Origin of the sequence: Sphingopyxis granuli NBRC 100800 (assembly GCF_001591045.1) — a bacterium.
GTDB classification, from domain to species: domain Bacteria; phylum Pseudomonadota; class Alphaproteobacteria; order Sphingomonadales; family Sphingomonadaceae; genus Sphingopyxis; species Sphingopyxis granuli.
In genome coordinates this window covers 44825-67578 of sequence record NZ_BCUA01000013.1, presented here as the reverse complement: position 1 = coordinate 67578, position 22754 = coordinate 44825, and the positions used below count along the sequence as shown (strand labels likewise).

The following is a 22754-nucleotide window of genomic DNA, read 5'->3' as shown; positions in this document are numbered from 1 at the left end:
GGCTTTCGCCGGGGAACAGCTCCCTACTTGCCTGAAGGGTATATATCCCGACTTGATCCGGGGTCCATTCGCGCAGCGCTGAGAGAATGGATTCCGGATCAAGTCCGGAATGACGAAGAATAGGAGATGTCTGGTTGCGACCGGCTGTGGACATTCGCTCTGCGCCTCATAAGGCTAAGTCGGCAGCATAGAGGAAAAGAGTGATGCAGCGGAAGCTTGCCGCCCAACTCGCAATTCAGAGCGGATTAGAGGTGGTCTCGTTCGAGCATTTTGACTGCCTCGTCTTCGAGCGCGGCGAAACGTTGAAGATGTTTTCTCCCCGGTCGAGCAGAATGCTCGGAGCAAGCACGCAGAAACGCAGAGTCGAAGGTGACCTGATTGTGGTTTTCGAGGAAGATCTCGAGCGTCTGCGTCCGCCATCAAAGCGGTTCAAATTTGGCGGCCTTGTGACCTTCATGCCAACGGCGAACTTTCCGTCGACCATCACCGGATCGGAAATCATCGAGGGCGAGGTCGACCGAAACTTTTTTGGGAAGATACGCGACCTTCTGAATGCACTTCCCGATAGTAAGTCAGAATGGATTTCTAAATTCGGAGAAGATTTTTTCTCCCGCACCCCGACCGACCGCAGCATTGACACGGTTAGATACCTGAGATCCCGTGAATGATTTCAGATGTCCGCTTCCCACCCCAAAGCCGACATCGGCAATGGTTACAGGTTCAGGAAGGCCCGCGCATTGCCGCTGAGGATCTTCGCTTTCTGCGCCGCCGACAGTCCGTCGTGCTCGCGCACCAGCGCGCCGATGTCCTGTTCGCCGAGCGGGAAGGGATGGTCGGAGCCGAGCAGGATGCGGTCCTCGCCCATCACGTCGACCAGCAGGCTGAGCGCGCGCGGGTCGAACACGGCGGAATCGACGAAGAAGCGGTCGACATAGGTCGACGGCGGGTTCGGGCAATCGACGCGCACGATGTCGCGGTGCTTCCACGCATTCTCGACCCGGCCGAGCAGGAAGGCGAAGCTGCCGCCGCCGTGGCCGAAGCAGATGCGCAGGCTTTTCGGCAGACGCTCGAACGCGCCCGACAGGATCAGCGACAGGATCGAAAGCTGCGTTTCCGCCGGCATCGCGACGAGCCAGGGCAGCATATATTTGGGCATGCGCTCGCGCGCCATCATATCCCACGGGTGGACGAGCACCGCCGCGCCGACATCGGCGCAATGGGCGAGGAAGGTCAGCAGCCCCTCGTCATCGAGGTTGCGCAGCCCCATGTGGTTGCCGATCTGCACGCCCAGATGCCCCGACGCGACCGCGCGGCCGACTTCGGCGCATGCCATGTCGATGTCCTGAAGCGGTACCTGCGCCAGCGCCTGCATCCGGTCGGGCGCATGGGCGCAGAAGGCGAGCGCCGCATCATTGAAGCGCTGCGCCGAATCGAGCGCCTGTTCGGCGGGGCGGCCGTAGCCGAACATGATCGGCGTCGCGCAGATGATCTGGAGGTCGATACCCTGCTCGTCGAGCGCCTCGACGCGGCGGGCGGGATCCCAGAGGATGTCCTCGACCGGGCGAAACGGCTTCGTTCCCGACATGATGAGGCCGGTGCCGTCGCCGGCGTCGCGAAGCCACGGCAGCCCCTCCGCCTCCGCCTGCGCGCGATAGGCGGCGTCCATCGCGGGGAAGAAATGGCTGTGCATGTCGATCACCGCCGCTGTGTGTGATGCCTGTCTGTCCATGCGTATTCGCGGCGCTCCCCGTCCATCGGTCGATTACGACCGGCGGCCGGTTCCGGGCGCGGGTCGAATACCCGAGTAGCCAGGGTTTGCTATCAACAATAATCTCCAGACTTGTCCTCGCTATTATAAAATAGCTATAACTGTATCAGGCCGCCCGGGGGAGCATCATGCCAAAATTTCACGAGAATTTTCTGCTGAGCCGTCTGAAGCTCCGCCAGTTGCGGCTGCTCACCGCGATCGCCGACGAAGGCACGGTGCTCAAGGGATCGCAGGCGCTGAACATCGCCCAGCCGGCGGCGACGAAGAGCATCAAGGAGCTGGAGGATGCACTGGGCGTCCAGCTGTTCGACCGCTCGTCGCGCGGAGTGACGCCGACCGATTTCGGCGAGGTGATGATCAAGCATGCGAAGCTGATCCTGACCCAGCTTCGCCACGCGAGCGAGGAACTGCAGTCGCTGGAGGAAGGCCTGTCGGGCCGCGTCCATGTCGGCACGCTGCTCGCCGCATCGACGTCGCTGCTGCCGCGCGCGCTCGCCCGGCTGCGCGAGCGGCGGCCGGGGATCGCAGTGACGGTCGCCGAGGGCACGATCGACCGGCTGATGCCCGGGCTGCGCACCGGTGACATCGACGTCGTGCTCGGCCGCCTGCCCGAATATCGCGAGCGCGAGGGGCTGAAGCAGGACGTCCTCTATCTCGATACGGTATCGATCATGGTGCGCGCTGATCATCCGCTGGCGGCGCGCGACGCGCTGAGCCTCGCCGAACTCGTCGACCAGCCGTGGGTAATGCCGCCGCCGCAGACGTCGCTGCGTCGCCAGATCGACCACGCCTTTCGCCACGAAGGGCTGGAGCCGCCGCGCGACGTGATCGAATCGGTGTCGATCCTGACCAACCACGCGCTGCTGATGAGCACCGACATGCTCGCCGCGATGCCGCACCAGGTCGGGCTGGGCCAGGCGGGGCTGGTTGCGCTGCCGGTGACGCTGGAGGGTGCGAGCTCGCGCATCGGCGCGACGACCCACGCGCATGTCGAGCTGTCGGCGGCGGCGCGCTATTTCATGGGCGTGATCCACGAGATCGCGGCCGAGATCCGCGCCGAACTGGGGCAGGACGCGGTCAGCTAGACCCTTCCTGTTTGGCTTGAATCAAGCTCCTCAACCGAAAGGGACAGATCTAGGCAGACTCGGACGTTTCCCGCGCCATGCGCCGCCAGACCAGATAGGCAGCTGCGATCAGCACCAGCCACGGTCCGCCGGCGAACACCGCCACCTGCCAGTCGGCATGGAGCGCCATCGTCATCGTGATCGCGCCGAGCAGGACCAGTCCGAGAATCTGCGCATAAGGAAAGAAGGGCATGCGCACCGGCAGGTCGGCCCCCTGGTGCCGCCGGCGGAAGCGGAGGTGGCTGACGAGGATCGCGCTCCACACCAGCAGGCCGCCGAACAGCACGATGCCGAACAGATAGTTGTAGGCGAGCGGGGTCAGGATCGACAGCGAGGCGGCGGCAAGGATGCCCGCGCCGGTGACGGCGGTCGCGCGCATCGGCACATTTTGCGCGTTGAGCTGCCCGAGCGCGCGGGGCGCATAGCCGCCGCGCGCGAGCGAGAAGAGCATCCGCGAGCCCAGATAGATGCTGGTGTTCATCGCCGACAGCGCCGCCGTCGCGACGACGAAGTTCATCAGCCCCGCCGCATAGGGGATGCCCGCGCTCGCGAACATCTTCACGAACGGGCTTTCGGTGACGACCTTCGCGCCCGATTCGGTCCATGGCAGGAAGGCGACGATGATGAACAGCGCGAGGATGTAGAAGAGGAACAGCCGCGCCGCCATCGTGCGCAGAGCGGCGGGGATCGCGACCTTCGGGTCCTTGGCCTCACTGGCCGTGCCGACGACGAACTCGAGCCCCATGAAGGAGAAGAGCGCCATCAGCACCGCCAGCCAGACGCCCAAAAAGCCGTTGGGCAGGAAACCGCCCGCAAGGCCAGTGACATTGTGCAGCCCGATGGGATCGCCGACGATGCCCAGGATGCGCGACAGGCCGACGACGATGAAGGCGACGATTGCCGACACCTTGATCACGGTCAGCCAATATTCGACCGATCCGAAATTATGCACCGCGCGCGTGTTGATCCACAGCACCGCCGCGGCGCTGCCGATCGCCCACAACCACACCGGCACGTCGGGAAACCACCAGCTCATGTAGATGCCGACCGCGACCGCCTCGGCGCCGATCAGCAGTACCTGCTGAATCCAGTAGGTATAGCGGACGATGAAGCCCATCATCGGCCCGAGATAGATTTCGGCATAGGTGCCGAACGAACCTGCGGTGGGGTGGACGACGGCCATTTCGGACAGGCTGAACACCATGATCACCGCGATCAGCGCCGCGATCAGATAGCTGATGAGCACCCCCGGCCCGGCATAGCCGATCGCGATTCCCGATCCCATGAACAGGCCGGTGCCGATCGCGCCGCCGAGGCCGATCATGATGATCTGCGCCTTGCTCAGCCCACGCTCGAGTCCCGCCTCGCGATCGAGATAGGCCTGTTCGTCCATCGTCACTCCCTCCCCTTGCCGCGCGCTCATGTAACGGCGTCGCGTACCTGATGCTCCGGCAGTTTCCAGATGCCGCCGTCCATGATCGCCACCAGCCGGTCGACGGCATCCCACACGTCGACGAAGCGGACATAGAGCGGCGTGAAGCCGAAGCGCACCGTGTCGGGGGCGCGGAAATCGCCGATCACCCCCGCCGCGATCAGCGCGCGCATGATCGGATAGCCATCGGCGTGCGCGAAGGACACTTGGCTGCCGCGCGCCTCGGCCGTGCGCGGCGACGCGAGCGTGAAGTCGTGGCCGGCGCAGCGCTGTTCGACGAGGCGGATGAACAGGTCAGTCAGCGCTATCGACTTCGCGCGGATCGCGCCCATGTCGGCCGACAGATGGATGTCGAGCCCGACCTCGGCGAGCGCCATCGACAGAATCTGCTGGGTGCCGATCAGATATTGGCGGATGCCCTGCTGCGGGCGGTATCCGGGTTCGAAGGCGAAGGGCGCGGCGTGCCCCCACCAGCCGGTGACGGGCTGGAGCGCCTGCCCCTGGTGGCGCCGCGCCGCGAACAGGAAAGCAGGCGAGCCGGGACCACCGTTCAGATATTTGTAGGTGCAGCCGACCGCGAAATCGACGCCAGCGCCATTGAGGTCGACCGGCATCGCCCCGGCGCTGTGACACAGGTCCCAGATGGAGAGCGCCCCGGCCGCATGCGCGCGCGCGGTGATCGCGGCCATGTCGTGGACGTGCCCCGACTTGTAATGAACATGGGTGATCGCGACCGCGATCGTGTCTTCGTCGATCGCCTCCGCAATCTCGTCCTTTTCACAGAGCCGGACCTCGACCCGCCCGCCGGTCGCTGCGGCGACGCCCTCGGCGATATAGTTGTTGGTCGGGAAATTACTGCCTTCGAGGATCAGAACGCGGCGGTCCGGACGCAGCGCGACCGCGGCCGACAGCACCTTGAACAGATTCTGGCTCGTCGAATCGCAGACGACGACCTCGCCCGGTGCGGCGCCGATCAGCGGCGCGAGCTTGTCGCCGAGCCGCACCGGCAGGTCGAACCAGCCGGCGCTGTTCCAGCTCTTGATCAGGCCGGTCCCCCACTCGCGCGTCACGACGTCGTGTGCGCGCGCCGCCGCATCCTTCGGCATCGCGCCAAGCGAATTGCCGTCGAGATAGATCAGGCCTTCGGGCAGGTCGAAGCGATCGCGCAGCGGCGCGAGCGGATCGGCGGCGTCCATCGCCTGACAGGCGGCGCGATCAAGGGGTTCGGCATCAAGCGTCATGGAAACATATCACCTTCGTCTGCGACATTTCGCGCGCGGCGAAGCGCACGCCTTCGCGGCCCATATTGCCCCGCCCCGCGCCGCCGAAAGGCATGGCGTCGAGCCGGTAGTCGGTCGAATCGTTAATTATCACCCCCGCCGCGCGCAGCCGCCGCGCCGCGTGGCGCGCGTTGCGGATCGATTCGGTGAAGATCGCGGCATGGATCGCGTAGTCGGCGCGATTGGCCGCGTCGATGGCCTCGTCCAGATCGGCGAAGCGGAACAGGCTGACGACCGGGCCGAAGGCTTCGCGGCAGGCGACGCGCGCATCATCGGGCACGTCGGCAAGCAAAGTCGGCCGCACCAGCGCCCCGGCGCGCTCGCCGCCCGCAAGCAGCGTCGCGCCGCCCGCCACGGCTTCCTCGATCCACGCCGCGATGCGCGTCGCCTCTCCCGTGCCGATCATCGGGCCGATGTCGGTCGCCGGGTCGGTCGGGTCGCCGACGCGCAAGGCGCGCGTCGCGGCGATCAGCGCCGCCCGAAAGTGGTCGTGGACCGCGTCGTGGACATAGATGCGCTGGACGCCGATGCAGTTCTGCCCCGCCGCGCCGAACGCGCCCGAAACGCAAGCGGCGGCGGCCCCGTCGACATCGGCATCGTCCATCACGATCACCGGCCCGTTGCCGCCGAGTTCCATCGCCACGCGCTTGATCCCGGCCGACCGGCAGATCGCCTGCCCGACGCTGGCGCCGCCGGTGAAGCTGACCATCGCCACGTCGGGGTGGCTCGTCAGCGCATCGCCGAAGTCGGCCCCGCACCCGGTCAGCAGATTCAGCGCCCCTTCGGGCAGTCCCGCCGCGAGCAGCAGCCGCGCCAGCATGATCGCGACGAGCGGCGCCTGCTCAGCAGGCTTGAGCACGACGGCGTTGCCTGCCGCGAAGGCGGGGCCAAGCTTGTGGCAGACGAGATTGAGCGGATCGTTGAACGGCGTGATCGCGGCGACGACGCCGACGGGTTCATAGACGTAATGCCCCGACCGCGACTCTCCCCCCGGAAAGCCGTCGAAGGCGATCGTCTCGCCGGCCAGCCGCACCGCCTCTTCGGCCGAGAGGCGCAGCGTGTTGACGGCGCGCGCCACTTCGCGCGCGGCGCTGCGGATCGGCTTGCCCGTTTCGGCGGTGATCGCGGCGGCGAAGCGCTCGCCATCGGCCTCAAGCGCCAACGCGGCGACGTGGAGAATGCGCGAGCGCGCGCCGGTCGGCAACTCGCGCATCGCGGCGGCGCCGTGCACCGCGGCGGCCACCGCGCGTTCGACATGGCTCGCATCGGCGCAGGCGACCGCGCCGAGCGCCGCGCCCGACCAGGGGTCGACGACATCCATCGTCGCGTCGGCCGCCTCCCAGCGGCCGCCGATCAACAGCGAGCGCGCCGCGTCGAACGCGACATGCATCATGGCTTGTCCTTGCGCAGCACCAACTCGTCATATTCACGGCTGTCGAGCAGCGCCTCGACGATGACCGGGCCATCCGCGGCGAAACCGGCTTCGAGCGCGGCACGGAATTCGGCGGGATCGCGCGCGACCGTCACCGGTACCCCGAACAGCGACGGGCCGCCTATCGTTCCCTCAGCGCGCACCGGCGTGCCGTAGATGGGGTTCGCCTTCTTCTCCTGCTTGATGCGGATCAGCGCGAGGTCGTTGTCGGTGAAGACGACGATGACGATCGGCAGCTTTTCGCGCGCGGCAGTCGCCAGCTCGCCCACCGTCATCAGGAAGCCGCCGTCGCCGAGCACGCAGCAGACCGGCGTATCGGGACGGCACAGTTTCGCGGCGATTGCGGCGGGCAGGCCGAAGCCCATCGCCGACCAGCCGTTGGTCATGATCTGCGTCCCCGGCCGGGGCGTGCGCCAATGCTGGCCGATCAGATGCGTGTGCGCGCCGACGTCGCAGGTCATGATGCCGTCGGCGGGCAGCACGTCACGGAGCACGTCAAGCGCGGCGCAGGGACCGAAACGGCCCTCGCGCCCCTTCAACTTCGCGAACATCGCCGCCCTGCGCTCGGCCAGCGCCGCGAGGTCCCAGGCCTTCGCGGCGGCGGGCAGCGCGAGGAGCGCGTCGAGCGCGGGCGCGATGGCGCCGACGACCTCGGCGGCGACGGGATGCTTGGCGCGGTCGATGTCAGCGGGGGCGACGTCGATGCTGGCGAGCGCGAGTCCGTCCTTCATCCAGCTTTCGTAATTGAACTCGATCGGGTCGTAGCCAACCGCGACGACCAGATCGGCCTCAGCATGCGTCCGCCCAACCATGTCGGACAGCGCGTGGAACAGCACACCCGCGTAATTGGGGTGATCCTCCGGCACCATGCCCTTCGCCATCGGGGTCAGCAGTACCGGCAGGCCGAACCGCTCGGCCAGCGCGAGGATGCGGTCCTGCACCCCCGCGTGGACGGCGCCGAGACCGACGGCGAGCACCGGCTTCGCGGCGGCGGCAAAGGCGGCGGTCAGTGCATCGAGCGCGGCGGCATCGGGCGCGGGTGGTGCGTCGGGCACGATCGGGCCGATTGCGGCAGGCTCGACCGCCTCCGCGCTCATCCCCTGCGGCAGGCCGACATGCACAGCGCCCGGACGGCCCGACAACGCTATCCGCGCCGCCTGCGCCAGCGTATCGGCGGCGCCGTCGGCCTCGATCCGCATCGTCGCCTTGGTCAGCGGCGCGAACAGCGCCTGATGGTCGATCGCCATCTGCACGGTGCGGCCGCGCAGGGGCGCGGGCATCTCGTCGGTCAGCGCGATCATCGGCGAGCGGTCGAGCGTCGCGCCGCCGACCCCGGTCGCGAGGTTGGTCGCGCCCGGCCCGAAGGTGCCGAAGCAGACCCCCGGCACCCCGGTCAGCCGCCCGCACACGTCGGCCATGAAACCCGCGCCACCCTCATGACTGGTCAGAACGAAGTCGATGCCGTCGGTGGTACGGATCGCCTCCATATAATCGACCCAGCCGCCGCTCGGCACGCCGAAGACATGGCGCACGCCCATGTCGCGCAGTCCCGTCACGACGTTGCGGGCTACGGTCGTCGATGTCATGCGCAATCCTTCATGCGGGAGCCGGGGTACGGCGCCGGATTAGGCGCCTCCGCCATACACAAATAATATTAAATACCCTCTATGATATGGCGAACTTGTTATAAGAAGCGGTTGGCAATCGTCCCGATGCCGTCGATCCCGCCCTCGACGACATCGCCTGCCACGATCCGACCGACGCCCGCCGGGGTGCCGGTGTAGATGAGGTCGCCCGCCTTCAGCTCGACATAGGTCGACAGCTCAGCGATGATATCGGCGACGGGCCAGATCATATCGGCGATATTGCCGTCCTGCCGGACCGTCCCGCCCACCGACAGCCAGATTCGCGCTGCAGCTGGATGGCCGACCTCGGCCACAGGGCGGATCGGCGACAGCACCGCGCTGTGGTCGAAGCCCTTGGCCATGTCCCACGGCCGACCGCCGGCCTTGGCGTCGGCCTGAAGGTCGCGGCGCGTCAGGTCGTTGCCGACCGCATAGCCGAAGATGTGAGACATCGCGTCGTCGGATGCGATATTCGCGCCGCCCTTCGCGAGCGCGACGACCAGCTCGATCTCGTGATGCAGATTGTCGGTGCGCGGGGGCATCGCGATGTCGCCCGCCCCCCCGGCAATCGCATCGGCGGGCTTCGAGAAGAAGAAGGGCGGCGCGCGCGTCGGATCGCCGCCCATCTCGCGCGCGTGGTCGGCGTAATTCTTGCCGACGCAGAAGATGCGGCGAACGGGGAAGCGCTCAGCGCTTCCGGCGATTCCGGCGGTGGGGGCGGAGACATCGAAACGCATGGGCAAGTCCTCAGGCTGGCGGATAGAGCGCCGCGCGGCACTTGCCGAGATCGGCGCCGTCGAGGCCGCCTTCCCTCACCGCATTCCACGGGCTGCCCATCCTGTCTTCAGGGCGATACCAGAAGCCATAGAGCTTGCCGTTCGCCGCGACCAGCGTCGCCGCGCCGATGCTGCCCTCCGCCTTCGAATACCAGGCGAGCCGCATGATGCGGCCGAAGATCGTGCCGCGCAGCGTGCCGAGCCCGTCGTTGTAACAGCCGAAAACCTCATTCCCCTTCTGCCGCAGCAGGATCGGACCATATTCATGGGCATAGACGCCGCCGACCTCCTCGCCGCCGCCCGCCCCGCGCTGGTCGAGATCGCCGATCACGGCGAGGTCCGACAGACGCGTCGAACCGCTGCCCGCCCAATTGCTGTCGATGCGCAGCCGCAGCCAGCGTGCGCGGGCCTCCTTCGGCAGTTTCACCAGCGTCTGTGCGTCGGCCTTGGCCTCGCCCTCGACCAGTGTCTCGAACGGCCCGTCGGGTCCGGCAGTCGAGCCGAGCAGCGCAAAGCGCCGCACCGGCGAACCGTCGGGGGCCTGCGACATCGACCCGTCCTCGCGCACCACCGGCTCGAAGCGATTGTCGAGCGCGACCGCTCGGATCGTGCCGCTGCCCGCCAGCTCGAAAGCGAGCTGGTGCGGGAGGGTGACGGCCTTGTCGGACTGCCAGCCATAGGCCGGACCGCCGTCGACGAGGTTGATCGTCCAGGTCGACCAGTGGCGCGCGGCCTCGCCCGCATCGGCCTCCGCGATGCCGCCCCAGCTGATGTGCAGGATATTGTCGCCGGCCGGTTCAGCGGGCTTTGCCACCGGCTTGTCGGCGGGCGCGTTCGAGCATCCGGCGAGGAACAGCGCCCCCGCCAGCGTCATCATCGCTATGCGCATAAATCAGGTCCTTTTCGAAGTGGGATTATCGCCGTTCGGGCCAGATGGTCTTCGGCGCGCCGAGCCGCGGCTTGCCGAGCAGCGGCGACGACAGCGCGTAGACACCGTTCACCGAAAAGGCCCAGATGATGTTGCGGTCATATTCGGTATAGACCGCGAAGGTCGAGTTGCCGATCGCATAATCGGGCAGTTCGTCGGTCGTCGCGAAGCGCGGGACGAAATAGCCAGCGACCTTCGGCTTTGCCGGATCCTTGACGTCGAAGATCTGGATGCCCGCGTTGTAGAAGGCATAGATGGCGAGACCCTGGCGCCCGCGCTCGGGCTGGGTGAGCCCGCCCGACCGCTTCGGCCCGAAGCTGCCGCGCCGCTGGCAGAAATCGGTGAAGGCCGCGCCGGGCGGCGGCGTCGGACGCGGGAAGGTCGCCGCGACCTTCGGATGCGCGGGATCGCGCACATCGATCGAATAAATGTCCTTGAACGGCTCGTAGCAATTCTCGTTCATCGGATAGCCGTTCGCGAAGACGAAGCCGGTGCGGTCGTACTGGCTGACGTCGACATTGTCGAACTCGGTCCCGGCATAGCTCGGCGGGATGGCGAGATGGCCGAGCGTCTTCGGCTGCGCCGGGTCGCTGAGGTCGAACGTATAGAAGCCGAGCCCGCCCATGCCGCCGAAGCCGACCTTGCCGCCGTCCTCGACCGGCCGGGCGGTCACGATTGGATAGCGCGAACCCATCCAGCTCGTCCGGTTGCCCGCGCGCGGATTGGCGCGATAGGCGGCCTCGCTGGCGGGGTCGCCGAGCTGCTGGCCGGGCACCGTGATTTGCGACACGAATTTCGGGTTCGCCGGGTCCGCCATGTCCCAGACCTGATAGCCGGGCGAATAGAGATAATCGGGATATTCGGTGAGCGAATAGCTGTCGTCGGGCGCCGCCGAGAGCAGCATATATTTGCCCCCGAACCATGTGACCGCGTCGAGCGCGCCCGATCCCTGCTGCTGCCCGATCGGCGCATCGGGGTGTCTGGTGTCGGTGGTGCGCGTCGCGATCAGTTCCCACTGGTCGGGGGTCGGGCCGTTCATCGCATACACCTTGAAGCCCTTGAGCGAATTATAGTGACGCTGCTCCGCCACTTTCGCGGGCTCGCGGCGCTTGTCCTCCATCAGGCCAAAGCGGCCGATCTCGTAGGAGGCGACGAGGATGTTGCGCCGCAGCTTCTCGTTCCATGCGATGGTGACGCCGCCGAAATAGTCGGTGACCGCGGAGGCGTCCCAATCCTCGCTCGACCCCTTGGCGCTCCAGGTGCCGCCCTGCGACCAGACGATCTTCGCCTTGCGCGGGTCGGTGACGTCGAGGATGCGCAGATAGTCGCGGTCGTGCGTGTAGAGATAGCGCTTGCCGCCGAAATCGACGACATTCGCCCAGGCATGCCACGGCGACGTCACCGCGGGATAGAAGGCGATCACGTCAACGTTGCTGGCGTAGCTGTTCTGGTCCCAATGATCGAGCTGCCCCGGAAAGCGCGGCGCATCGGTCGTCAGCGGCGTCGCGACCGGATGGCGGAACGACCCGTCGGGGTTCATGCCGTAATCGACGCCCGGTTTCGGCGGGGCCGGCGGATTGTCGGGGATCATGGCGATCCAGGCCTGCAGCCACGAATCGCGCACATCGATCGGCCCGGGTTCTTTCGGACCCCAGTCCGCCGCAGCGAGCGCCGCCGTGCCGAGCAGCGCGGCGAGGACGGTGCCTGCGCCTGCCATGATCCTGATGCCGCGCTTCATTGCGAACCCTTTCCTGCCTGTTGACCTGCTGCGTCATTGCGACCCCGAACCCGATCCGGAGTTGCAATGACAATGATGCCCTAGAAGCGGAACCGGGCCGTCAGGCCATAGGTGCGCGGCGGGATATAGGTCGAATAGATGGTGCCGAACAATTCGAGCTTGCTGGTATAGTTGAGCTCGTTGGTGAGATTCTTGATCCAGGCGGTCAATTCCCACTTGTCGTCGATGTCGCGCACCCCGATGCGTGCGTTGAGCAGCACCTCTTCGTCGAACTTCAGGATCGGGGTGTTCGGATTGTCAAAGAAATTCGCCCCCGTATACTGGAAGTCGGTGCCCGCCACCAGCGCGAGCCGTTCGCTGATCGGCTGGTCGAGGTTCGCCGCGACGCTGAACGCATGCTTGGGAGTGCGGCGGCAACTGTTGCCGTCGAGGTCGGTTCCGTCGTCGTCGATGATCAGCTCGCCGGTAAAGTTGCACTTCGAAAATGCATAGTTGCCCGACAGGGTAAAGGTATCGGTGATCCGCGCCTGGAAATCGAGTTCGAGGCCATAGGCGCGCGTGCCGTTCTTCGCATTGAAGACGAAATTGTCGGGCGGCATCCCCGGCCCCGGCGACAGGAACTGGTTGGTCTGGAGATTGTCGTAGAGCGTATAATAGGCCGCCGCGTTGATGAACAACCGCCGGTCGGCAAGCGCGAGCTTGGCGCCGAGTTCGAAGCTGTCGGCGGTTTCGGGATCGAAGGAGACCAGCGCCTCGGCCGGCGTGTTGGCGTCCTCGCCCGTCCAGCCGCCGGGCTTGTAGCCCTTCGCATAGCGGGCATAGAGGGTGACGTCGTCGCTCGGTTCGTAGCGTAGCGTCGCGCTCGGCAGCCAGGCGTCCCAGCTCCGCGTCTCGCCGACTTGGAAATTGACAGCCTCGCCCTCGAACGACACGCCCGAGCGATTGTTCGAATAGCGCTTGCGGTCATAGGCATAACGCAGCCCCGCCTCGACAGTGAGCTGGTCGGTCAGGTCGAAGCTGACTTCGCCGAAGACGCCGATATTGTCATTGCGCGAGCTGGTGACCGTGTGGTTCGAGCCGGGCGACGGCGTCGCCGGGATGCCGCCATAGGCGAGCGCGAAGGCAAATTCCTCGATCGCCCCGAAGTCGGGGAAGAGGAAGTTCACATCTTCCGCGCGGCGGATCTTCTCGTGCAGATAATAGACGCCGCCTTCGAGCCGGAGCGGCCCGCCATTGTCCCAGCGCAGGCGCAGTTCCTGCGAGAATTGCTTCACGTCCTCGCCCTTGCCGCTGTCGAAATAGCTGTCGGGGACGGTCGCGAGATAGGTGTCGAGCCCGGCGAGCATCGCGGAGGTGATGTCGGGGGCGTTGGTGGCGGGGTCGAAGGGGAAATTGAAGAACATCCCCGATCCGTCCTCGCGCGCCGCCAGCGAGCTGTCACGATAGGCGGTCTGCGAGGTGATGCTGATCCCGTCGCCCGGCTGCCAGTCGATCGTGCCACTGAGCCCGTACATGTCGCTGTTCTGGAAGCCGGTGAAATTATGCTCGCCCGAGCGGCGCTTCGCGCTCTTGAAAGGCGCGTTGCGGTTCGGCAGCACGAAACCGGGCAGGCTGTCGATAGTCGGCGCATAATAGCCGAGGTAGGTCACTTCCTCGCTGTCGCCGGAAACGAGGATGTCGACCCAGCGCGCGCCGTCGCGATGGCGCGTATAGTCGGCGGACAGGTTGACGTCGAGCGTCGCGTCGGGCTGCCAGCGCAGCTGCGCGCGCACCGACTGCATGTTCTGGTCCTCTTCGTCGCCGCCGCGCAGATTCTTCGCATAGCCGTCGTGCTTGCGCGAACTGGCGGTCAGGCCGAGGCTGACGGTGTCCGACACCGGGCCGCGCGCCGACGCCGCGACGTCGATCCGATCATAGTTGCCGTAGCTCGCCTCGAAGCGCCCTTCGAACGTGTCGCCGGGCTTCTTGGTCACATAGTTGATCAGGCCCCCGACGACGCTCTTGCCGAAACGGAGCGCCTGCGGCCCCTTGAGCACCTCGACGCGCTCGAGGTCATAGAGGTCGAGCAGCGAGCCGGTGCCGCGCGACAGATAAACGCCGTCGACGAAGATGCCGACCGCCGCGTCGGCGCCGGCGCCCTGGATGTCCGAACCGATGCCGCGGATGAACAGCTCGGTATCGACCGCGCGCTCGGCACTGAGCTTGAGCCCCGGAATGCGGTAGGCGACTTCGGAAAAATCCTTGATGCCGGCCTGTTCGAGCGCAGCGCTGCTGAACGCCTGGACCGAAATCGGCACGTCCTGCAGGCTTTCGGCGCGCTTGCGCGCGGTGACGACGATCTCGTCGCCCGGTGCGGCCGCGGCGGCCTCGTTCGGGGCCGCCTGCGCAAAGGCCGTGCCCGGCGCCGTGAGGCCCGCCACGGTCGCGAGAAGCGCCCAGCGCAGATTTCGAGTGGATGTCATTGCAGCTTACCTCCCCAGCGGCCGGCCCCCTTATCCTCGCTCGGGAAGGTGCCCAACCGGCATTGTTGTGTCGCAGGCTGCAAATTAGCGGCGTTCATATATCAACATAATAAATTATGCATGCCCCAATATTCCTTTTTGATTATATCCAAGATTTGATCAGCCGGCGGTCGACGCCGGTCGCGCCGCGAGCGATGGCGGTCGCGCGGTGGCTGCGAACGCGTCTGAACGGAGCGGACGATAGCCGGCGCGTGGGTCCGCGCCGCGTCCGGTCAGAGTCCGTCGCCGGCCCGCTTCGAAGCGACGTCGGCGAGCGAGCCGAGCTTCGGCCCCTCGATCTGCTTCGGTGCGACGGGCGCCAGCGCCGCGCCCGGGGCGATCGCGGTCAGCGCGCGGATGCGCGCGCGGAAGGCCGCGAGTTCCTGGCCTTCGAGCTGTGCCTTGGTGACGAAGCTGACCGACATCGGGTTCACCGCATGGCCGTTGCGATAGACTTCGAAATGAAGATGCGGCCCGGTCGACAGGCCGGTCGAGCCGATATAGCCGATCACCTGGCCGCGCGCGACGCGCTGGCCCGCGCGCACCGCGATGCGGCTCATATGCCCATAGCCGGTGCCGGTGCCGCCACCATGGTTGAGCTTGACGTAATTGCCGAAGCCGCCGGTGCGGCCGGCGACCGTCACCACGCCGTCGCTGACCGCGTGGATGGGCGCGCCATAGCCGCCGCCGAAATCGACGCCGCTGTGCATGCGGCGATAACCGAGGATCGGATGGCGCCGCACCCCGAAGGTCGAGGTGACGCGGCCGTTCGTCGGGCGCACCATGCCGCCGCGCCGTTCGCCGACCCCCGATGCCTCGAACCACTGGCTGCGCCCGTCCTTGGTCCATTCGAGCATCGACAGCTTCGGCTTGCCGCCGCGGATCAGCCCGGCATAGAGCAGCCGGCCCGTCTCGCTTTCGCCCGTTTCGGCGCGGCGATGGTCGACGATGATGTCATATTCGTCCGAGGCGCGCAGGTCGCTGCCGACCGAGATCTGCTTGCCGATCACGCGCAGATAGGCCTGGATCGCCTCCGGCGGCGCGCCCGCCGCGCGCGCCGAACGATAGAGGCTGTCGCCGACCCGTCCGCGGATGCGCAGCGGCGTCGCGTCGACGGCGATCGGGATGCGGCGCATCACCATCCGCCCGTCGATCCGCTCCATCTCGATACGAAGGTCGAAGCGTGCGCGCATCGCCAGCGCCTCGACCGGGCGCGGCATGGTGCGCGCCGCGCGGCGTCCCAGGATCAGGTCGATGCGCGTGCCCGGCGCGATGTCGGACAGCGGCACGGCGCCCGAAACCTGCTGCGCGATGGCCTGCGCCTCCACGCCGCCGACGCCCGAGCGTTCGAGCAGGCGGGCGAAGCTGTCGCCGCGGCCAAGCGTCGCGGTCAGCTCGATCTGCGGCCGTTCGGGCGTCTGGGTCAGCGGGCGCACCGCGTCGGTCGCGGCCATGTGGCGGCCCGTGTCGGCGCCGAGCGCGAGCGGCACGATCATCTGCGCGCGCGCCTCGTTGAAATCGGCGGCGTCGAGCGCGGGCGCGCCGCCGATCTCCAGCGGCTTGATGCCGGGAAAGGTCGCGATGGCGCTGCCGCACAGCAGGGTCAGCGTCGCCAGCCCGCGCCACCATTCGGCCGAGCCGATATTGGCGCCCAGATCGGGAACGAGGTCAAGACCGGCGAGACGATCGCGCCACGAGAGTGCCGGTTCGGGTTCGAACGCCGCGGGCCGCAGCGGAACGGCCTGCGCCATGCTGAGCGCGGCCGCGTTGCCTGACATCCCGGCGATGGGTTCGTGGCGCTGGAACAAATAAACCCCCGCTCGACGGGCCTCCCGCGACCCGGCCGTCGATGATCTCGTCGGACCGAACGTCTGTAAACAAAGGTCGTTAAAGTCAATTTAATGGCTTCTCCACGGCTTTTGGCTTGCGGCGAGCCGTGGCCGAGGCGGGCTGTGGCGTGCCCGCCGGCGGAAAAGGCAGGCGAGAGGCGCATCACGCGGCGATCGGCGGTTGCGCCCGCGCGCGCACCATGCCAGCGTGGCGCCAAGACGATGCCTTTCACCTCCTCCTCCATGGTCAAGGCCGTCCTTGGCCCCACCAACACCGGCAAGACCCATTTGGCGGTCGAACGCCTGACCGCCCATGTCAGCGGCATGATCGGCTTCCCGCTGCGCCTGCTCGCGCGCGAGGTCTATGACCGCGTCGCCGCGATCAAGGGGCCGGCCGCGGTCGCGCTGGTCACCGGCGAGGAACGCATCTGGCCGCCCGAGGCGCGCTATGTGCTCGGCACGATGGAGGCGCTGCCGATCGAGCGCGACGTCGCCTTCGTCGGGATCGACGAGGCGCAGCTTGGCGCCGATCCCGAGCGCGGGCACGTCTTCACCGACCGGATGCTGCGCGCGCGCGGCCGCGACGAGACGATGATCCTCGGCTCGGCGAGCCTCACCCCGCTGATCCGCGAACTAGTGCCCGAGGCCGAAATCGTCGGGCGGCCGCGTTTTTCGACGCTGAGCTATGCCGGCGCGATGAAGCTGTCGCGCCTTCCCAAGCGATCGGCGATCGTCGCCTTCTCGGCCGAGGAGGTCTATGCGATCGCCGAGATGCTGCGCCGCTTCGCGGGCGGCGCGGCGGTGGTGATGGGCGCGCTGAGCCCGCGCACCCGCAACGCGCAGGTCGCGATGTTCGAGGCGGGCGAGGTCGACTATCTGGTCGCCACCGACGCGATCGGCATGGGGCTGAACCTCGATGTGCGCCACGTCGCCTTCGCCAGCCTGCAGAAATTCGACGGACGCCGCCTGCGCCGCCTGACCATCTCGGAGATGGCGCAGATCGCGGGTCGCGCCGGACGCCACCAGCAGGACGGCAGCTTCGGCACCATCGGCCTGCCGCAGGGCGGCATGACGCCCGAGGAAATCGCCGCGATCGAGGGGCATCATTTCCCTCCGCTGTCGAGCCTGTTCTGGCGCAACCCGCAGCCGCGCTTCGACACGCTCGACGGGCTGCTCGCCGACCTCGCCCAGCCCCCTGCCCACCCCGCGCTCCGCGCGGCGCCCGAAGCGGTGGACCTCGCCGTGCTGCGGCACCTGGCGGGCGATATCGAGGTCGCGGCGCGCGGCGGCGAGCCGCAGGCGGTCGAGCGATTGTGGGACGTCTGCGGCCTGCCCGATTTCGAGCAGCTTGGCGCCGAGCATCACAGCCGCACCGTGCTCCGCCTGTGGCAGTGGCGCACCAGCGGCGACGGCATGATCGACCCCGACTGGTTCGCGCGCCGGCTCGCGCGGCTCGACGATGCCGAGGGCGACATCGACCAGCTCGCGAGCCGCATCGCGGCGGTGCGCACGCTGTGCTTCATCGCCCAGCGCGGCGACTGGATCGCCGATGCGGCGGGGTGGACCGCGCAGACGCAGGCGCTCGAATCGCGATTGTCCGATGCGCTGCACGCGGCGCTGACGCAGCGCTTCGTCGACCGGCGGCTGGCGCTGCTGATCCGCGACGCCGGCCAGCGCCATGCCGCGCTGCCCGTCGCGGTCGGTGCCGACGGCACCGTCGCGGTCGACGGCGAAGCGCTGGGAACGCTGAGCGGCTTCAGCTTCAAGGTCGACCCCGTCGCGCGCGCGAGCGACCACCGGCTGTTGCTCGCCGCCGCGGACAAGCATCTGCGCGGCGAGCTGGCGCGCCGCGCCGCGGCGCTGGCGGAAAGTGACGGCAGTGCGCTGGCGCTGGTCGGCGACGCGGGCACGCCACCGCGCCTCGCATGGCACGGCCAGACCATCGCGACGCTGGCGCGGGGAACGACGCTGGTGCAGCCGGCGATCCTTCTCGATGCGGCGCTGCGCAGGCTCGATCCGCCGCAGGTGCAGGCGATCGCCGAGCGGCTCCAGCGCTTCGTCGCCGAACAGCTCGCACGCCACGCCGCGCCGCTCGCCGCGATGGGCGCGGCGGCGGGCGACCTCTTCACCCCGCCGCGGGTGCGCGCGCTGCTCGCGGCGCTGGTCGACGGCGGCGGCACGGGGACGCGCGCGGCGGTCGAGGACCAGCTCGCGGCGATGACCGCGGACGAGCGGCCGCTGCTCCGCCGGCTCGGCCTCACCATCGGGTCGCTCGACCTGTTCCACCCCCAACTCCTCAAGCCCGAGGCGGTGCGCTGGCGCGCCGCGCTGCTCGCCGCGCAGCAGGGCACGGCGATGCCCGCGCTGCCGCCGCACGGCGCGGTGCTGCAAAAGGGCGGCGACGAAGCGGGGCTGGCGGTTGCCGGCTTCCGCCGCTGCGCTTCGGGCTGGCTGCGCATCGACATGGCCGAGAAGCTGGCGCGGCAGGCGCATGCCGCGCGGATGCAGGCGGCCACGCCGCCGAGCGCGCCGGTCGCGGGCGGCGATCCGCATCGCGCCGCGCAGCAGGAGGCGGGCGAAGAGGGCGACGCCGATGGCGAAGGCGCCGTCGGCGCGCTGCCGCCGGGGTTCGCGATCGACCCGGCGCTCGCCACCTCGCTCGGCCTCGACGAGGAGGCGCGGCGCGCGCTGCTCCAGAGCTTCGGTTTCCGTCCGGTCGGCGACCCGGCGCTTCAGCGCTGGCGCTGGACGGGACTCAAGCGGGCCGACAAGCGCCAGCGCCGCAAGCCGGAAAGGAAGGGCGCCCCGCAGCGGCAGGCCGGCGAAGCCGCGAAGGGGCGGCCGCCCCGCCCCGCCAAGAAGGGACAGCGCCCGAAACCGGGGCAGGAGGCGCCGCGCGCGCCGCGTCCCGAGCGGGCGCCGCGGCGCGGCCCGTCGCCGCACAGCCCCTTCGCCGGCCTCGCCGCGCTGCTGGCCGAGGGGCGCAAGGACTGATGGCGAGTCCGGGCGCCGCGGGAAGCATCCGGCTCGACAAGCTGCTCTGGTATCTGCGCTTCGCCCGCTCGCGCAGCATCGCGCAGGCAATGGTCGCGGCGGGGCATATCCGCCTCGACGGCCGGCGCGTCACCCGCGCCTCTGCCGCCGTCCACGCCGGAGCGACGCTGGTGCTGCCGGTGGGCGAGCGGATCGAGGTGATCCGGCTGCTGACCGTGCCGTCGCGGCGCGGACCGGCCCCCGAAGCGCAATCCTGCTATGTCCGGCTGGAGGACCGGGGTTCGTCCGCCGCGAGCTGAACGGCCGGCGCCTCCCAGGAAGCACCGCGCGCGGCCGCCGATCGAGTGAGAGTGATTCGCAACTGTCGTCAGGCGTTGACGCGCCGCCGCCGCGCGGCATAGAGGCGAGGAATCGTTGCAGTCGAACGGCGCGCGCCGCGCCGCGATAAGGGAGCCGTTACCCATGACCTACGTCGTCACCGACGCTTGCATCCGTTGCAAATACATGGATTGCGTCGAGGTCTGTCCGGTCGACTGTTTCTATGAGGGCGAGAACATGCTCGTCATCAACCCGAACGAGTGCATCGACTGCGGCGTCTGCGAACCCGAATGTCCGGCCGAAGCGATCCTGCCCGATACCGAAAACGGCCTCGAACAGTGGCTGGAGCTCAACGCCAAGTTCAGCGCCGATTGGCCGAATATCACGACCAAGAAGGAAAGCCCCGCCGACGCCGACGAATGGAAGGGCGTCGACGGCAAGTTCGACAAATTCTTCTCGCCCGAGCCCGGCGAAGGCGACTGATTCGCACAGCGAAAAGACGAAGGAAGCGGGGCGGGCCACTCCCGCCCCTTTCTTTTTTGGCGGAGCAGCAGACGGCGGCTCATGTCGGCCGGTGGGCGACATTCTTCTCCCCTCCCGCTTGCGGGAGGGGAAACCAGTCCACCTTTTGCACGTTCATTCCACAGCCTGAGGTCGCCCCTCACATTCCCCCGATCCCAAACCGGCCGGCGCGATTGCCCTCTTGAAACCCTTCGCCTTGCCGCCGATGTAGGGACGCGGAGGGGTCAGCCCGCCGGTCCTCGGCGCGGCATCCCGGAAACATAGGATAGATTCGCATGATCGACCCGCTCGCCGCCCTTGTTCCCGTTGTCGTCGAACAGACGAGCCGCGGCGAACGCAGCTTCGACATCTTCTCCCGCCTGCTGCGCGAACGGATCGTCTTCGTCACCGGCGAGGTCGAGGACAATATGGCGTCGCTGATCGTCGCCCAGCTGCTGTTCCTCGAATCGGAAAATCCGAAGAAGGACATCTTCATGTACATCAACTCGCCGGGCGGGGTCGTCACGGCGGGCATGGCGATCCACGACACGATGCAATATATCCGCCCGCGCGTCGGCACCGTGTGCATCGGCCAGGCGGCGTCGATGGGCAGTTTCCTGCTCGCCGCGGGCGAGCCGGGCATGCGCGTCGCGCTGTCGAACGCGCGCATCATGGTCCACCAGCCGTCGGGCGGCGCGCGCGGCATGGCGTCGGACATCGAGATCCAGGCCAAGGAAATCCTGCGCATCCGCAAGCGGATGAACGACCTCTATTCGCAATATACCGGCAAGCCGCTCAAGGACATCGAGAAGGCAATGGACCGCGACACCTTCCTCGAGGCCGAGGAAGCGAAGGCGTTCGGGCTCGTCGACCATGTCTACGACCGCCGCCCGGCGATGCCCGGCGACGAGGCGGCGAAGGATGTGAGCGAAGGGCCGACGCCCTGATCCGGAGCCTGATCCATCCCTTTGCCACCCCGGACTCGGTCCGGCACGAAGAAGAGAGTGACATTCCGGTAACCGCATTTCTTGACGCCCGCTTGGCGCCACGATGCTAGGCGGAACATTGAACCCGCGTCACCCAATTGCCATATTGTAATTGGGTGGCCGCGGGCTAGGATAAGGACGGCAGCGCGCCTTTTGCGCCCGCCAGAGGAAGTTTTATGACCAAATTGAGCGGCTCGGACAGCAAGAGCACTCTCTACTGCTCCTTCTGCGGCAAGTCGCAGCATGAAGTCCGCAAGCTGATCGCCGGCCCCACGGTGTTCATCTGCGACGAATGCGTCGAACTGTGCAACGACATCATCCGCGAGGAGATCAAGGGCGGAGTCGCCGCGCGCAAGGACGGCGCGGTGCCGACGCCGCTGGAGATCTGCCAGCATCTCGACAATTATGTCATCGGCCAGAACACGGCCAAGCGCGTGCTGTCGGTTGCGGTGCACAACCATTACAAGCGCCTCGCGAACAGCGGCCGCGGCGACGATGTCGAACTGGCGAAGTCGAACATCCTGCTCGTCGGCCCGACCGGCAGCGGCAAGACGCTGCTCGCGCAGACGCTCGCGCGCTTCCTCGACGTGCCCTTCACCATGGCCGACGCGACGACGCTGACCGAGGCGGGCTATGTCGGCGAGGATGTCGAGAACATCATCCTCAAGCTGCTCCAGGCGTCGGACTACAACGTCGAAAAGGCGCAGCGCGGCATCGTCTATATCGACGAGATCGACAAGATCAGCCGCAAGGCCGAAAATCCGTCGATCACCCGCGACGTGTCGGGCGAGGGCGTGCAGCAGGCGCTGCTCAAGCTGATGGAAGGCACGACCGCGAGCGTCCCGCCGCAGGGCGGCCGCAAGCATCCGCAGCAGGAATTCCTGCAGGTCGACACGACCAACATCCTGTTCATCGCGGGCGGCGCCTTCGCCGGCCTCGAAAAGATCATCGGCGACCGCCTGCAGGGCAAGTCGATCGGCTTCGGCGCGCATGTCGCCGGCCCCGACGAACGCCGCGCGGGCGAGGTGCTCAAGCAGATCGAGCCGGCCGACCTCCTCAAGTTCGGCCTGATTCCCGAATTCGTCGGCCGCCTGCCGGTCATCGCGACGCTCGAGGACCTCGACGTCGATGCGCTGGTCAAGATTCTCGGCGAGCCCAAGAACGCGCTGGTCAAGCAGTACAAGAAGCTGTTCGACCTGGAGGAGGTCGGCCTGACCTTCACCGACGACGCGCTCGTCGCGATCGCGAAGAAGGCGATCGAGCGCAAGACGGGCGCGCGCGGGCTGCGTTCGATCGTCGAGGCGATCCTGCTCGACACGATGTTCGACCTGCCCGACCTGACCGACGTGGTCGAGATCGTCGTCGACAAGGATGTCGTCGAGGGCCGCAAGCAGCCGGTCCGAGTCTACGCCGACAAGGCGAAGGAAGCCGGCGACGCCGCCTGAGTCGCGGCGACCAACTGGTTGCACCGCGAAACCATGTTGCATTGCAGCAACAGTTGTCGGAAAAAATGCCGCCGCGC

The 22754-nt window shown here is 67.5% G+C and carries 17 protein-coding genes; 7 read left to right on the top strand and 10 right to left on the bottom strand.

Annotation, left to right across the window (positions count from 1 at the left end; all coding sequences use genetic code 11):
• The first annotated feature begins 203 nt into the window (after window positions 1-203).
• Complete coding sequence (locus SGR02S_RS05325; protein WP_067106414.1) at window positions 204-668, top strand: hypothetical protein; 465 nt, start codon at window positions 204-206, stop codon at window positions 666-668.
• 44 nt (window positions 669-712) lie between these two features.
• Here SGR02S_RS05325 and SGR02S_RS05320 read toward each other — a convergent pair whose 3' ends face one another.
• On the bottom strand, window positions 713-1729 hold the full coding sequence (locus SGR02S_RS05320; RefSeq protein ID WP_082796973.1) for an amidohydrolase family protein: 1017 nt from the start codon (window positions 1727-1729) through the stop codon (window positions 713-715).
• Between the two features lie 167 nt (window positions 1730-1896).
• Here SGR02S_RS05320 and SGR02S_RS05315 point away from each other — a divergent pair, with 167 nt between their 5' ends.
• A complete protein-coding gene (locus tag SGR02S_RS05315) occupies window positions 1897-2853 on the top strand; it encodes a LysR family transcriptional regulator (RefSeq protein ID WP_067106412.1) in 957 nt (318 codons plus the stop codon).
• A gap of 49 nt (window positions 2854-2902) precedes the next feature.
• Here the strand turns inward: SGR02S_RS05315 and SGR02S_RS05310 are convergent, their stop codons facing one another.
• From SGR02S_RS05310 to SGR02S_RS05270, 9 genes are all read right to left on the bottom strand, one after another.
• Entirely contained in the window at window positions 2903-4285 is a 1383-nt protein-coding gene (locus SGR02S_RS05310) for an amino acid permease (protein ID WP_067106410.1), read from the bottom strand.
• A 26-nt stretch (window positions 4286-4311) separates the two neighbouring features.
• The gene (gene kynU / locus SGR02S_RS05305) at window positions 4312-5565 is read right to left on the bottom strand and encodes a kynureninase (RefSeq protein WP_067106408.1); all 1254 of its coding nucleotides are present in this window, start codon (window positions 5563-5565) and stop codon (window positions 4312-4314) included.
• On the bottom strand, window positions 5555-6997 hold the full coding sequence (locus SGR02S_RS05300; RefSeq protein WP_255211392.1) for an aldehyde dehydrogenase family protein: 1443 nt from the start codon (window positions 6995-6997) through the stop codon (window positions 5555-5557). Before SGR02S_RS05300 ends, kynU begins: the two co-directional genes overlap by 11 nt.
• Window positions 6994-8622, bottom strand: a complete 1629-nt coding sequence (locus SGR02S_RS05295; protein ID WP_067106405.1) for a thiamine pyrophosphate-binding protein — start codon at window positions 8620-8622, stop codon at window positions 6994-6996. The genes SGR02S_RS05300 and SGR02S_RS05295 overlap by 4 nt, the downstream gene beginning before the upstream one ends.
• Window positions 8623-8720: 98 nt before the next feature.
• On the bottom strand, window positions 8721-9398 hold the full coding sequence (locus tag SGR02S_RS05290; protein ID WP_067106403.1) for a fumarylacetoacetate hydrolase family protein: 678 nt from the start codon (window positions 9396-9398) through the stop codon (window positions 8721-8723).
• Window positions 9399-9408: 10 nt separating this feature from the next.
• Complete coding sequence (locus tag SGR02S_RS05285) at window positions 9409-10326, bottom strand: hypothetical protein (RefSeq protein ID WP_067106401.1); 918 nt, start codon at window positions 10324-10326, stop codon at window positions 9409-9411.
• A 25-nt stretch (window positions 10327-10351) separates the two neighbouring features.
• The gene (locus tag SGR02S_RS05280) at window positions 10352-12082 is read right to left on the bottom strand and encodes an LVIVD repeat-containing protein (protein WP_255211391.1); all 1731 of its coding nucleotides are present in this window, start codon (window positions 12080-12082) and stop codon (window positions 10352-10354) included.
• Window positions 12083-12183: 101 nt separating this feature from the next.
• Complete coding sequence (locus tag SGR02S_RS05275) at window positions 12184-14565, bottom strand: TonB-dependent receptor (RefSeq protein ID WP_067106397.1); 2382 nt, start codon at window positions 14563-14565, stop codon at window positions 12184-12186.
• A gap of 272 nt (window positions 14566-14837) precedes the next feature.
• A complete protein-coding gene (locus tag SGR02S_RS05270) occupies window positions 14838-16382 on the bottom strand; it encodes a M23 family metallopeptidase (RefSeq protein WP_067106426.1) in 1545 nt (514 codons plus the stop codon).
• A gap of 294 nt (window positions 16383-16676) precedes the next feature.
• Here SGR02S_RS05270 and SGR02S_RS05265 point away from each other — a divergent pair, with 294 nt between their 5' ends.
• From SGR02S_RS05265 to clpX, 5 genes are all read left to right on the top strand, one after another.
• The gene (locus SGR02S_RS05265; RefSeq protein ID WP_255211390.1) at window positions 16677-19427 is read left to right on the top strand and encodes a helicase-related protein; all 2751 of its coding nucleotides are present in this window, start codon (window positions 16677-16679) and stop codon (window positions 19425-19427) included.
• Window positions 19427-19726 carry an RNA-binding S4 domain-containing protein gene (locus SGR02S_RS05260; protein WP_067106393.1) on the top strand — a complete coding sequence of 100 codons (300 nt, stop codon included), beginning with the start codon at window positions 19427-19429 and terminating at the stop codon, window positions 19724-19726. Before SGR02S_RS05265 ends, SGR02S_RS05260 begins: the two co-directional genes overlap by 1 nt.
• Before the next feature lie 163 nt (window positions 19727-19889).
• Entirely contained in the window at window positions 19890-20228 is a 339-nt protein-coding gene (fdxA, locus tag SGR02S_RS05255; protein WP_067106391.1) for a ferredoxin FdxA, read from the top strand.
• 314 nt (window positions 20229-20542) lie between these two features.
• Entirely contained in the window at window positions 20543-21193 is a 651-nt protein-coding gene (locus SGR02S_RS05250; protein WP_067106389.1) for an ATP-dependent Clp protease proteolytic subunit, read from the top strand.
• A gap of 215 nt (window positions 21194-21408) precedes the next feature.
• Window positions 21409-22677, top strand: coding sequence for an ATP-dependent Clp protease ATP-binding subunit ClpX (clpX, locus tag SGR02S_RS05245; protein ID WP_067106387.1), 1269 nt, complete (start codon window positions 21409-21411; stop codon window positions 22675-22677).
• Window positions 22678-22754 lie beyond the last annotated feature (77 nt).